We start from the raw sequence: 12,667 nt of genomic DNA, 5'->3' as shown, positions 1-12,667 counted from the left end.
AATAGTTTATTATTAGAAGAGGGTGATTTTTTTTGAAAAAAAGGGGTTTTTGTTAATAGTAATTATAATAATATTTTTTATTGGAGGGTTGATGTATATGAACAAACAAAAAAATGATGAAGAAATAGCATTAAAAGAAAAAGCAACAAAGATCGCAATCCAACATTTTAAAGAGGATAAAAAACTAGATGTTACAGTGACAAAAGTCGAATTCGGCCCTGCAGATTTTGGAGTAATTTTTGTATCGGGTCATGTAACTAATAATCCAAATCGTAAAATAACTGCAGATATAAATTATAAAGATAAATATAAGGTTGAAAGTATTAGTTATGATGACTGAAATTAATATAAAAATACAATATATTTTTGTTGGGAATTTATATGAATTCTAATTATTTCATGTGCATATAAAGGCTAGGATGACTATTCAATAAGCCTAACTTCCAACATTAAAAATTTAAAACTTAAAAACTAATAACCTTTTTACTTTAGAGTCCCGTTTCTTTATACCCAGCCACACCATATTCTGTGGATATACACTTTAGTTAAGAGGAATATAACGCAACATTCATGGAGTGATTATTCGTGAAAAAATATGCTATAAGATTATTCTTTACTTTCACACTTATCCTTTTAGGAGGATGTACGATAGATCAAAAAAATACTGAACAACAAATCGTTAATAAAGCAACAGAAACTACAATTCAATATTTTAAAGAAAAAGAGAATTTAGAAGTGACTATTACGAATCATCGATTTCCTTCTAATGATATCGAAACTATTTTTATAACTGGTCATATCAAAGATGATATAAATAAGAAATTTACTACTTCAATTGATTATAAAGATGATTATAATATCGGTTCTATCTCTACTACTAATTTCAGCCTAAAACACTAAAAAGACAATCTGAAATTTTCCTTTTAAGCATTAATCATTAGAACAAAAAGACATCCTAAATGTGTGATTAGGATGTCTTTTTTATAAAACAAATCAGTTCCTATTTAGATAAACGGGAAAGAGTTTCATCTGTATTTTTATTATTTTCTTTCAAGACACCCCCTCCTTGTAAAAAATGATATATCCTAAGAACTGGGACAACATCATTGGAGGGAGAAAATGATTATCAAATTCAAAAGAATTAGTTTTTATTTCCTTTTAATCTTTGTATTTACTACTTTAGAAGGGTGCACTGTGGATAATAAAAAAGAAGAGCAACTAATAGTAGATAAGGCTACAGAAACAACCATTCAATATTTTAAAGAAAAAGAAAATCTAGATGTAGTGATTACTAAACATAAATTTGCTCCGAAGGACTTTCAAAGTGTTTGGATTTCAGGTCATGTGAAAGATGATAAAAATAAAAAATTTTCGGCAGATGTTGAATTCGCTAATGATTATCACATCGGTTCCATTTCCACATCTGAAGGTTTTGATTTAAAACACTAAATCTAACAGTTTCACTTCAACATAACTATTTAAGTTTGCTTCTTTCTTTCAGGATTGTTCCTTATAAGAAAGAAAAACTAAAAAGCACCCGCTACCAGAAAAAGTGAGTGCTTTTTTCACTAAAAACATTCCTTCTATCACGATATTTTATATAATCAAGATGTCATTATTGGAGGATAAATATGGATATTACAATCAAAAAAATTAGTTTTTTTCTATTCTTTATATTTATTTCAAGTATTTTAGGGGGATGTACTATAAATCAAAAAAATGAGGAACAACAAATCGTTGAAAAGGCACAAGAAAAGACAATCCAATACTTCAAAGAAAAACAAGAATTAGATGTAGTAATCACTGATTATAGATTTGGTCCAAGTGATTTACAAGGCATCTTTATCTCCGGCTATATAAAAAATGATGAAAGCAAAACATTTAATATTACAATAGAATACGGTGGAGATGAATATACAATAGGTTCTATCTCTACAAGTGAAAATTTACATTTACAATAATAAAGAAAAGGCACTCTTTTAAAGAGCCCTTTCTTTATCCCCCACCACACAATGTTCTGTGGATATAAAATTTAGTGAAGAGAAATATAACGCAACATTAATGGAGAAATAATAATTGAAAAATTATTATTTAGGACTAATCATAATTTTTACACTAATATTTTCAGAGGGATGTACTATGAATCAAAAAAACAATGAAGAACAAGTAGTAAAAGAAGCAAAAGCGACAACCATTACATTCTTTAAGGAAAAGCAAGATTTGGATGTAGTAATTACTGGGCATGAGTTTGGTCCTAAAGACTTACAATCCATTTATATCTCTGGACATGTCAAAGATGATAGAGACAAAACATTTAATATAACTATTCAATATAGCGGAGATAAATACACGATAGGTTCAATTTCTAAAAGTAAAAGTTTAAAATTAAAATACTAACAATTCCCATAATTCCCATCTAAATCATTCCTATATGTTCCCAATGATTTTCAAATAGTTTTTATAAACGGACATGTGAAAGATGATAAAAATAAAACATTCTCGGCAGCTGTTGAATACGCTAATGATTATCACATCGGTTCCATTTCCACATCTGAAGGTTTTGATTTAAAACACTAAATCTAACAGTTTCACTTCAACATAACTATTTTAGTTTGCTCCTTTAATTCAGGAGTGTCCCTTATAAGAAAGAAAAAGCATCCTAAATCACAATTTAGGATGCTTTCTTTTTAATTCCTATTTAACAATCGCATACGATAACAATTCATCGTCACTTCTCCGAGTCTTTGCAGTAGTTGATAGTTCGCATATGCGCCGACTGGGGCACCGATTATTGGTACGAGCTGAAGCATTTTTGCTAAATCGATATAGTCTCGGTACTCTGTTTGGAACTTTTCCCAGTCCATATGATTTTCTCCTTCTGTGTCCCACGTTTCGATTGCTTTCCATATTTCTTTTCGGTGATCATCACTTGAAAAGGCAAGCTGGAAGACGTGAAGGATAAAAAGGCGCTCTTCTTTGTTACTCGTATCAAATCCGTACAATGTTGCTGCATCGAATAAAAATTTAATTTTAATTCCGAGTAAAAGCGGAAAGTCAGCAAGGCCAAGGAGAATACCGCCAGCTCCCGTCCCTGCTCCTTCTGCCGCTGCTATTTTTTTGTACTCATCCATTTTTTTACGTACTTCGTCGTCTCTTCTTTGCAATGACCAGTGTGTCTCTTTTAATTTCGGCTTTATAAAGTTTGATCCGGCACTAATCGTTTGCACCATCATCCGAATCGTTTCCGTTAATACTTTTTGCACTTTCGCCGGAATAAGCTGTTGTACTTTCGTCTGCACTTTCTTTGAGAACCGTGTCATCATAGAAGAATCTTTCATGAATGTAGCTTTCCACTGCTCCAATTCTTTTATAACCTTCTCTTCGTATGTAATCATAGGTTCATTCCCTTCAATTTAAACGCTCAATACGTTTCGCCCCGTATTGATAAACGAAACCGATACTAAATACTATGCTTACGACTAGTAAAATTCCCGTCATCATGAAATCTTTCGTCGCAAGGGCGAATATAACTGTAAATACAACGCTGCCGATAATAAGAATTGCATTTAATAAAGTAAGAAAATCTTTCTTCTTCTCTTCTCCCCCTACTGGGTACAAATCAAGCCAAATCTTCATGCGGTGATGTTTCCATAAAGTTAATAGCTGATAACCGATTAAGTATAGGAAAATAAGGCTTACGATAAATCGTCCATATAAAAACGGAATAAAGTAAAGAATAACTCCTCCAAGGGCGAGCAGGCGCACATATAAACCGAAATAGTTACCAGATCGTAAAAATGTTCTCGTATATAAGTATAAATATGTACGCTTTTCACCAATCATCGAAAGAATGAAATCGAGCCATTTTCTCCGTGCTACTCTTTCTTTTAATGCTGGTACATCAACGAACATATTCGCGATGCGATACAGCAGCATCATCTTCTTACCTTCTTCAGAAATTAAATACTCCCAGTTTAGCGGCTTTCCCTTCACCATTTGATGCAGTACTACGAGGTATAACACCATGAGAAGGACGATTCCACCAATAAACATAACGGAAGTACGCTCTACAAGGAAATAAACAAATAAGCCGTTTAAAATAAAACGAATGAACCAATCAGCTCTTTGTATATTTTGGTCTGTTAAAAATGACTTTTCCCACGCTACGAATAAGTTCCACGCTTTTACGATGACAAACGCGAGTACAATCCATATGTAAGCCGCTCCTGTTTGCTTCATTTGCTGGAAGTATAACGGAGCAAGCGCTGCCGCTACGATTGCGATTATGTATAACTGAATCATGAACGTAAAAAGAAACGCCTTTGTAAAGTATGGTTTTAATTTTTGTTCAACTGGCAGCAAGTAAACGAGATCCGCTTCTTTTAATAACGTTTGTATCGATCCGGCCGTTAATACGAGTCCAAGCAACACTGCCATAACGAGCGCAGTTGGAAACGAAGGTGTTAACATTTGTAACCATTGCTGGTAATAATACGCTCCTGCGCCGATGATGAATACGAAAATAAATTTCAAATGATCATTAAATACGTATTTACTATATGTACGAACTTCTTTTAGAAAGTGACGAAATCGTTCTTTCCATAATGCTGTGCTATTCATAATCTTCTTCCTTCGTTAATGCAATATAAATATCATCTAACGTTGCACCTGGCATATTAAACTGTGATTGCAGTTCAGATAATGTTCCCTTCGCTCTCACTTCACCTTGATGCAGAATAATGAATGAATCACAATAACGCTCTGCTGTCGCTAAAATATGTGTACTCATTAAAATGCCCGCGCCGCTCTTTTTCATTTGATCCATCATTTGAAGGAGTGATTGAATTGCTAACGGGTCAAGCCCAACGAAAGGTTCGTCCACAATGTAAAGAGATGGCTCCACTAAAAACGCACTCATAATCATTACCTTTTGTTTCATTCCTTTTGAGAAATGAGACGGAAACCATTTTAAACGATTTTTCATGCGAAATTCTTGTAATAGTTGTCCTAAGCGTTCTTCATATTGTTTTTCATCTACACCATACGCCATCGCTGTTAACTTCAAATGTTCTTCTAGCGTTAGCTCATCATATAATACTGGTGTTTCTGGGATGAACGAAAAACTAGAACGGTACGCTGTCATATCGTCACGAATTGTTTTCCCATTAATTGTGACAGTTCCTTTTTTCGGTTCCATTAAACCGATAATATGTTTAATCGTCGTACTTTTACCCGCTCCATTTAAACCGATTAAGCCGACAAGTTCGCCTTTATTAACAGAGAACGAAACATCTTTTAGTACAGGTCGTTTCGTATATCCTCCTGTAACATTTTCTACACGTAATAACTCGCTCATACGACACCACTTTCTTCATTTATATTCGTTCTATATTCATCTTACCAAAAATTACGCTGTACTACATAGTATCGATGCGTTCAAAAAAAATTTAAATTTGTTCGCATATATTTTTACGAAAGCGGACATCATAATTATTGAAGAAGGAACACATTGAAAAAGCAACCACCTATTGATGAGTACAACAACATAGTGAAGTCATCATGAAATGGGGTGTCCATGTTGGACAAAGAAATTTACACATAACCAGATCATTTGTTTCATTTTCGAAACGGGGTGTCTCCGAAAGAGCATATACTGTTTTAAAAAATAAACAATTTCATTTTATAAAAGATTGCAATTCATTTCACTTGAAAATGGGGTGTCTCCGGCAGAAACTTTAGCCGATTTACCGTGCATTTCTTAAATAAATGAGGTGTCTGCGAAACGTAAATTACGATAATGCTTTTTCAATCCCTCTTCAGAAAACAGGAAGCTGAGTCAGCTTCCTGTTTTTCGTGTTTGTTCTCTTATGTAATTATGGTAAAATACGGCTAAGGCTACTTGAAAGGATGAGATCAATGAATCATACAGCGGATAATTGTATTTTTTGTAAAATTATTGATGGGCAAATCTCTTGCTCAAAAGTATACGAAGATGAACATGTGCTTGCATTTTTAGATATTAGTCAAGTAACAAAAGGACATACCCTAGTTATTCCAAAAGTTCACAAACAAGACATTTTTGCGTTAACGCCAGAAATCGCATCACACATTTTTTCTGTCGTTCCGAAAATCGCAAATGCGATTAAAGCAGAGTTTAATCCAGTTGGCTTTAACCTACTTAACAATAACGGCGAGAAAGCTGGACAAACTGTGTTCCACTTCCACCTTCATTTAATTCCACGCTACGGTGAAAACGATGGTTTCGGTGCTGTTTGGAAATCACATCAAAATGAATACACAATGGAAAATTTACAAAACATCGCCAGTACAATTGCAAATAGTGTGAAATAGTGACACTATAATAAGAAGTAATACATAACAAGCCAATTTCCTAACGTGATTAAATATTGCACGGCTTGTTTCTTCACTTAAGATGCTAGGGAATGTGCACCGCACACTTTTCTTTCCCTTGTCTTAAAGATATGCATATTTTTTCACATCATGAATACGAACAAAAAATAAGGAGGTCTCCTTTTATGTCAAAAGCTAAATCCTTTATTACAGGTGTCATTTGCGGCGGAGCAGTTGCTGGACTAGCCGTTCTTTTCTCTACTCCTTCTTCTGGTAAAGCTATGCGCGGTAAGTTAAAAGAAAAAGGAAATGATATTAAAAAGACTTTAGCTGATATTACAGCTGATACAAAATTATTAAAACGTCAAATCGTTGAAACTGCTTCAGAAGGTAAAGAAGTGTTTCAAGAATTAAAAGACGATATGCAAGATACAATTTCGAACTGGAAGCAAGATATTTCTCAAAACAAGCGACACATTGAGAGAGAGATTTTGGACATTCAAAAATCAATTGAGAAACTACAAGAAGCTGTTCCAGAAAAAGCGTAAACAAATTCCTGCTTAGTTTTTTGCATATAACAAATATTTTTTATATAAATTGACCTTAACACGGCATATCACACAGATATGCCGTGTTTTTATGCATTTACAATATATGTTATCAATTAACATGTATGGACAACACATGTATTCACGACTCATAAAACGCTTCCATAGTTATGCATGATTTGTATAGAATGTCATTTTTCCGAAAAATTTTCACAATTCTCACAAAAAGACTTTATTAATTTTTATTTTACTGGCATAATAGATAGTAATGAAAAAGAATGTTAAAGTGGGTGAGTAAATGAAAAGTGGAGAAAAAGATTACTCGGTAAAAGAAGCGATGATTTTCAGCCAACGCATTGCTCAATTATCGAAAGCGTTATGGAAATGTGTAGAGAAAGATTGGCAACAGTGGATTAAGCCTTACGATTTAAACATTAATGAGCATCATATTTTATCAATCGCTTATCATTTAAAAGGGGCTTCTATTTCTGAGATTGCTAAGTTTGGAGTTATGCACGTATCAACGGCGTTTAACTTCTCGAAGAAGCTGGAAGAACGCGGCTATCTTGTATTCTCAAAAAAAGAAGATGATAAACGAAATACGTACATTGAGATTACAGACAAAGGGGAAGAATTACTACTTCGCTTAATGGAGGAGTATGATCCTGAAAATAACTCTGTATTTAATGGGGCTCTTGCACTTCGTAATTTTTACGGTAAGTTCCCAGAAAATATCGAACTTATCGCTATCTTGCGTAACATTTACGGACAAGACTTCATCGATATTTTTGAGAAATCATTAGAGAATATTGAGGAGAACTTTACGGAATCCGATCAGAAGTTAGTTAAGAAGTAATCTATTTATTTTTTCGCAATCATGCTTAAGAATTCATTCATAAGCGGCTTAAATAAACCTTGTTTTGCTAGCGCTTCCGCAGTTTCGTGTACTTCGAGCTGATGTGGAAGCGCTTTTTCAAATTGATCTAACAGCGCATCGAACAAAAGAAGCCCTTCTGCCTTCTCCACTACATATTGCTCGTTCAGTATTTCACAAAGATTTAGTATACGTTCAATATCTTTTTTACGAGCTTTTTTCTTTATGATCAAAGAATAAAATGGACACTTTTCTTCATCAATCATTTTAAATAGTAGGTCTACGTAGTATTCAGCTTGTTCTAATCTTCTAACAACGTCCATTTTCTCCCTCACTTTCTAACACAAAGTCTTCTATTTCTGAATTTTATAACACGAACAAAATATCGTATGATACAATATATAGAGTATATGTATTTTAGCCAAAAGGAGGTCTCGCCTCATGACACTTATAACAGTTGTTTTTGTCGCATTCGCACTTCTTGTTATATTTTACACGAATTTCATGACACATACACTGTGTGAACGAAAACAAATAACTGCGAGCCGCCAACCCGGTGTCTTTCGGGTTATTAATGTATGTATAACAATTTTATTAATTTCTAGTTATATAGAAATTATATTTCATGGAAAGTGAGGAAGGAAGCCCCTTCCTCACTTTTTTCCTCTATAAGCAAATTATACCTACTATAACCAATAAAATAAACAGTACAAGTAATAAAATAAGTTGAGAATTCATCCCCATCCCCTCCTCTTTTCTTTATATGCGACATGCGCCCAATAGGCTACACCTTCAAAATCTGACACGCACTGGTTAATTTTTCTTTATCAATATGAAATCGAGTCGAAATATGATATATTAAATTTTGTACATATTGCTTATACTATGAAATAAATGACACGCATCTTAACTTTATCCTAAAGCCTCGGTAAGCCCTGTTAAGCGCGCTTTACCAATATACAAAGCAAAAGTATCAGTGAGACTTAATCGGGCTCTTATGAACTAAAATTCATTGGTGTAGGATAAATTAAAAATACATAATAGTAGGAGTGTTTATCGAATGAAGAAAGCTATGCTTGCCTTAGCCGCAACAAGTGTAATCGCATTATCAGCATGTGGAACAGGATCATCATCAGACAAAATCGTTACATCTAAAGCTGGTGACATTACAAAAGAAGAATTCTACAATCAAATGAAAACACAAGCTGGTAAACAAGTACTAAACAACATGGTTATGGAAAAAGTACTTATTAAAAACTACAAAGTTGAAGACAAAGAAGTAGACAAAAAGTTCGATGAAATGAAAAAACAATACGGTGATCAATTCGATACACTATTAAAACAACAAGGCATTAAAGAAGAAACTTTAAAAACTGGTGTGCGTGCTCAATTAGCTCAAGAAAAAGCTATCGAGAAAACAATCACTGATAAAGAACTAAAAGATAACTACAAGCCTGAAATTAAAGCAAGCCACATTCTTGTAAAAGATGAAGCAACTGCTAAAAAGGTGAAAGAAGAACTTGGACAAGGTAAATCTTTCGAAGAGTTAGCGAAACAATACTCTGAAGATACTGGTTCAAAAGAAAAAGGTGGCGACTTAGGATTCTTCGGAGCTGGTAAAATGGTTAAAGAATTCGAAGATGCTGCTTATAAACTGAAAAAAGATGAAGTAAGCGAGCCTGTGAAATCACAATTCGGTTACCACATCATTAAAGTAACAGACATTAAAGAACCAGAAAAATCTTTCGAACAATCTAAAGATGACATCAAAAAAGAAATCGTTCAGAAGAAAGCACAAGACGGCGAATTCATGAACGATCTTATGATGAAAGAAATCAAAAAAGCTGACGTAAAAGTTGACGATAAAGATTTAAAAGATCTTTTCGAAGAGAAAAAAGCTGACGCTAAGAAAGACGAAAAGAAATAATGAAAAGCTCGGGATTAGCCCGAGCTTTTTTATGTATCCTCTTCATTAACGAAAGTTTATTTTGTCATTCATTTAACTAAAACCATCTTTTATGCATTTCACTTAAAAACGTTTCTGTTATTTTACATCCAGAACTTTCTCCGATAATAGAGTCAATCCCGCAATGCGGACAAACTGCTGTGTTATCATCATCCCACCACTCTGTAATTTTTTCTGGATGGAAAATTTCTAAACAATAGAAACAACCACATATAACATCCTTTTCTAAGTGCTTTCTATTACGAGAACAAAAACAATGTGCTTCCTCAAAATATTTTTCCATCAGTATCCCCCTATTCCTGATTTTCTGCTTTGGTTTACTTACATTCTCCTTAATAAAATTACAATTCGCCCTTAAAGAAAAACACAAAAAAACCTTGATTCACGCCAAACGGAACCAAGGTTTATCTTATTATCATTGATTAAATGAAAAAACTATGTTAAATTAGTACAGAAACACGTTTTCTAAAATACAAATAACATATTTATCCGTATCTTAATTGTACACCAAAATACATCTTCAGTCAACCTCTATTTTTCACTTTTAAAGGAGTGCTACCGTATGAATAAAAAACTTGATCAAGAGCAAAAACGATTGGATACCGTAATCGAAACGATTACGCAGCAAATTGATAAACTGGAAAACGAAACTGGCAGACGCCGGGCAGAAGTAATCAATATTCGTAAACACTTTTGGGATGACGTGAAAGTGAATACTGATACTTTTGATGATTACCTTGAAACAGTTATCAACTTAAGACAACAAGCTCAGTCACTAGCTGTTACACAAATTACCCATAAGCACACCTTTAATCGACTTGCCGCATTAAGACGTATGCATAAAGCACCTTATTTCGGAAGAATTGATTTCAAAGAAGAAGGAGAATCTGCTGCGGATCAAATTTATATCGGCGTCGCTACACTTACTGATGCAAGCGGAGAAAACTTTCTTATATATGACTGGCGCGCACCTATTTCGAGTGTGTACTACGATTATCCACCAGGACCGGCTGAATACAGTACACCAGGCGGCGTAATCCACGGTAATGTGGAGAAAAAATTACAATACATTATTCAAAATGGCGAGATTGATTCTATGTTCGATACGAGCCTTACAATTGGTGATGAAATCTTGCAACAAGCGCTCGGAAAAGGTACGAACAAACATATGCAAAGCATCGTTGCTACGATTCAGCGCGAGCAAAATGAAATTATTCGTCACGATGAAGGCCGACTACTTATCGTGCAAGGAGCTGCTGGTAGTGGTAAAACGTCAGCTGCCCTGCAACGAATCGCCTACTTACTATATAAATATCGCGAATGGTTAAAAGCGGATCAAATTATTCTCTTCTCCCCTAACTCTATGTTTAATAGCTACGTTTCTAACGTACTACCTGAACTCGGTGAAGAAAATATGCAGCAAGTTACATTCCAAGAATATTTAAACCATAGACTAAGTAAGTCATTTGACGTTGAAGATCCTTATGAGCAATTAGAATATATGTTAACTGAAACGAATAGCCCTACCTATAAAACGAGAAATGCGAGCATTCGCTTTAAAGCATCTACTCCATTTTTCGAGATGATTAGAACGTACAGACAATCTCTTGAATCTTCAGGTATGCTATTTAGAGGAATGAAATTTAGAGGAAAGCTAATTGTCTCTGCTAAAGAAATTACAGAGCAGTTTTACAATACTGATTCCTCCCTCCGCTTCCATAATCGAATTGAAAAGTTAACGGATTGGCTAAATAAACAAATAGATGAAATTGAAAAAACAGAACTGAAAAAGCCTTGGGTAGAAGAAGAAATTGAATTACTGAGTAAAGATGAATACCAAAAGGCTTATAAATATTTACAGAAAAAAGGAGAGTTTGACGACAACTCCTTCCATGATTTTGAGAAAGAAACGAAAGTACTCGGTCGTATGATTGTCCGTAAAAAATTGAAGCCACTTCGTAAAGGCGTTCAAACATTGCGTTTCATTAATTTCACAGGCATATATAAACAACTCTTCACAGATGCATCATGGGTTACTGGAGAAAAGCCGAAAGAATGGGATGACATTTGCTCTTTAACAGTAAACATGCTCGATGAAGGAAAGCTATATTACGAGGATGCGACTCCATTTTTACTTTTAAAAGAATTAATCGAAGGCTTCCAAACGAATAGATCGATTAAACATGTACTCGTAGACGAAGCACAAGATTATTCACCGTTTCAGTTTGAGTTTTTAAAACGTCTCTTCCCTGCTGCAAGAATGACTGTACTCGGAGACTTTAACCAAGCGATATTTGCCCATGCGAGTGAGACGGTGAACTTCAATACACTTACTAGCTTATACGGACCAGATGAAACGAACGGTATCAACTTAACTCGTAGCTATCGCTCAACAAAACCGATTATTGAATTTACACGTGCTCTCGTACCGGAAGGAGAGAACATTCACGCCTTTGAACGTGATGGTGAGAAACCTACAGTGACGGAAGTATCGAATGACAGCGAACTGCACAAGCATATTACTGCCAAAGTTGCTGCACTACAAAAAGAGCAGCACAATACGATCGCAATTATATGTAAATCTGCCGCTGAAAGCGCCGCTGCCTACGAAGCACTTCGTCATATCGAGAATATTAAACTCGTGAAAAGTAACTCAGCCGAGTATGAGCAAGGCATTGTCGTAATCCCTGCTTACTTAGCGAAAGGTATCGAATTTGATGCTGTTATTATTTACAACGCTTCTAAAGATGTATATAGCGACGAGAGCGTTCGTAGATTGTTCTATACCGCTTGCACGCGTGCAATGCATGAATTGCAACTTTATAGCGTTGGCGAGGTTAGTCCTTTTATACTTGGGGCTGATTCGGAGAGTTTTGAGCTTATAATGAAAACACCTTGATAATTGAAGTGAGCCCCGAAAACGGGACA

Annotated in this window: 16 protein-coding genes; 11 read left to right on the top strand and 5 right to left on the bottom strand. The window is 34.6% G+C overall.

Annotation, left to right across the window (positions count from 1 at the left end):
- Positions 1–97: 97 nt before the first annotated feature.
- From AAG068_RS05450 to AAG068_RS05430, 5 genes are all read left to right on the top strand, one after another.
- Positions 98–340 (top strand): hypothetical protein, encoded by a 243-nt coding sequence (locus tag AAG068_RS05450; RefSeq protein ID WP_342718451.1) that lies wholly within the window; start codon positions 98–100, stop codon positions 338–340.
- Positions 341–585: 245 nt separating this feature from the next.
- Positions 586–900 carry a DUF1433 domain-containing protein gene (locus AAG068_RS05445; protein WP_342718450.1) on the top strand — a complete coding sequence of 105 codons (315 nt, stop codon included), beginning with the start codon at positions 586–588 and terminating at the stop codon, positions 898–900.
- 219 nt (positions 901–1,119) lie between these two features.
- Positions 1,120–1,449, top strand: coding sequence for a DUF1433 domain-containing protein (locus AAG068_RS05440; protein ID WP_342718449.1), 330 nt, complete (start codon positions 1,120–1,122; stop codon positions 1,447–1,449).
- A 182-nt stretch (positions 1,450–1,631) separates the two neighbouring features.
- Positions 1,632–1,961 carry a hypothetical protein gene (locus AAG068_RS05435; protein ID WP_342718447.1) on the top strand — a complete coding sequence of 110 codons (330 nt, stop codon included), beginning with the start codon at positions 1,632–1,634 and terminating at the stop codon, positions 1,959–1,961.
- Between the two features lie 178 nt (positions 1,962–2,139).
- On the top strand, positions 2,140–2,397 hold the full coding sequence (locus AAG068_RS05430) for a hypothetical protein (RefSeq protein ID WP_342718446.1): 258 nt from the start codon (positions 2,140–2,142) through the stop codon (positions 2,395–2,397).
- 290 nt (positions 2,398–2,687) lie between these two features.
- Here the strand turns inward: AAG068_RS05430 and ecsC are convergent, their stop codons facing one another.
- The 3 genes from ecsC to ecsA are packed head-to-tail and all read right to left on the bottom strand — an operon-like array spanning position 2,688 to position 5,356.
- A complete protein-coding gene (gene ecsC, locus AAG068_RS05420) occupies positions 2,688–3,395 on the bottom strand; it encodes an ecs operon protein EcsC (RefSeq protein WP_342718445.1) in 708 nt (235 codons plus the stop codon).
- A 13-nt stretch (positions 3,396–3,408) separates the two neighbouring features.
- Complete coding sequence (gene ecsB, locus AAG068_RS05415; protein WP_342718444.1) at positions 3,409–4,620, bottom strand: ABC transporter permease EcsB; 1,212 nt, start codon at positions 4,618–4,620, stop codon at positions 3,409–3,411.
- Positions 4,613–5,356 (bottom strand): ABC transporter ATP-binding protein EcsA, encoded by a 744-nt coding sequence (gene ecsA, locus AAG068_RS05410; protein WP_342718443.1) that lies wholly within the window; start codon positions 5,354–5,356, stop codon positions 4,613–4,615. Before ecsA ends, ecsB begins: the two co-directional genes overlap by 8 nt.
- A 560-nt stretch (positions 5,357–5,916) precedes the next feature.
- On the opposite strand from ecsA, the gene AAG068_RS05405 reads away from it, so the two are divergent.
- The 3 genes from AAG068_RS05405 (at position 5,917) to AAG068_RS05395 (ending at position 7,755) form a co-directional block, all read left to right on the top strand.
- Positions 5,917–6,351: an HIT family protein gene (locus AAG068_RS05405; RefSeq protein WP_342718442.1), complete on the top strand. Its 435-nt coding sequence runs from the start codon at positions 5,917–5,919 to the stop codon at positions 6,349–6,351.
- Between the two features lie 185 nt (positions 6,352–6,536).
- Complete coding sequence (locus AAG068_RS05400) at positions 6,537–6,899, top strand: YtxH domain-containing protein (RefSeq protein WP_342718441.1); 363 nt, start codon at positions 6,537–6,539, stop codon at positions 6,897–6,899.
- A 298-nt stretch (positions 6,900–7,197) separates the two neighbouring features.
- Positions 7,198–7,755 carry an HTH-type transcriptional regulator Hpr gene (locus AAG068_RS05395; RefSeq protein WP_000834920.1) on the top strand — a complete coding sequence of 186 codons (558 nt, stop codon included), beginning with the start codon at positions 7,198–7,200 and terminating at the stop codon, positions 7,753–7,755.
- 5 nt (positions 7,756–7,760) lie between these two features.
- On the opposite strand, the gene AAG068_RS05390 is transcribed toward AAG068_RS05395, so the two are convergent.
- The gene (locus AAG068_RS05390; RefSeq protein WP_000383651.1) at positions 7,761–8,096 is read right to left on the bottom strand and encodes a DUF1878 family protein; all 336 of its coding nucleotides are present in this window, start codon (positions 8,094–8,096) and stop codon (positions 7,761–7,763) included.
- Between the two features lie 118 nt (positions 8,097–8,214).
- Here AAG068_RS05390 and AAG068_RS05385 point away from each other — a divergent pair, with 118 nt between their 5' ends.
- Both AAG068_RS05385 and prsA read left to right on the top strand, forming a co-directional pair.
- Entirely contained in the window at positions 8,215–8,409 is a 195-nt protein-coding gene (locus AAG068_RS05385; protein WP_048656387.1) for a hypothetical protein, read from the top strand.
- A 424-nt stretch (positions 8,410–8,833) separates the two neighbouring features.
- On the top strand, positions 8,834–9,700 hold the full coding sequence (prsA, locus tag AAG068_RS05380; protein WP_342718438.1) for a peptidylprolyl isomerase PrsA: 867 nt from the start codon (positions 8,834–8,836) through the stop codon (positions 9,698–9,700).
- Positions 9,701–9,776: 76 nt separating this feature from the next.
- Here prsA and AAG068_RS05375 read toward each other — a convergent pair whose 3' ends face one another.
- Positions 9,777–10,022, bottom strand: coding sequence for a cytoplasmic protein (locus AAG068_RS05375; RefSeq protein WP_086409445.1), 246 nt, complete (start codon positions 10,020–10,022; stop codon positions 9,777–9,779).
- A 279-nt stretch (positions 10,023–10,301) separates the two neighbouring features.
- Here AAG068_RS05375 and helD point away from each other — a divergent pair, with 279 nt between their 5' ends.
- On the top strand, positions 10,302–12,638 hold the full coding sequence (gene helD, locus AAG068_RS05370) for an RNA polymerase recycling motor HelD (protein WP_342718437.1): 2,337 nt from the start codon (positions 10,302–10,304) through the stop codon (positions 12,636–12,638).
- Positions 12,639–12,667 lie beyond the last annotated feature (29 nt).

Origin of the sequence: Bacillus paramycoides (assembly GCF_038971285.1) — a bacterium.
Lineage (GTDB): Bacteria > Bacillota > Bacilli > Bacillales > Bacillaceae_G > Bacillus_A.
The sequence above is the reverse complement of the archived record's forward strand: the minus strand, read 5'-3'. Positions and strand labels throughout refer to the sequence as shown.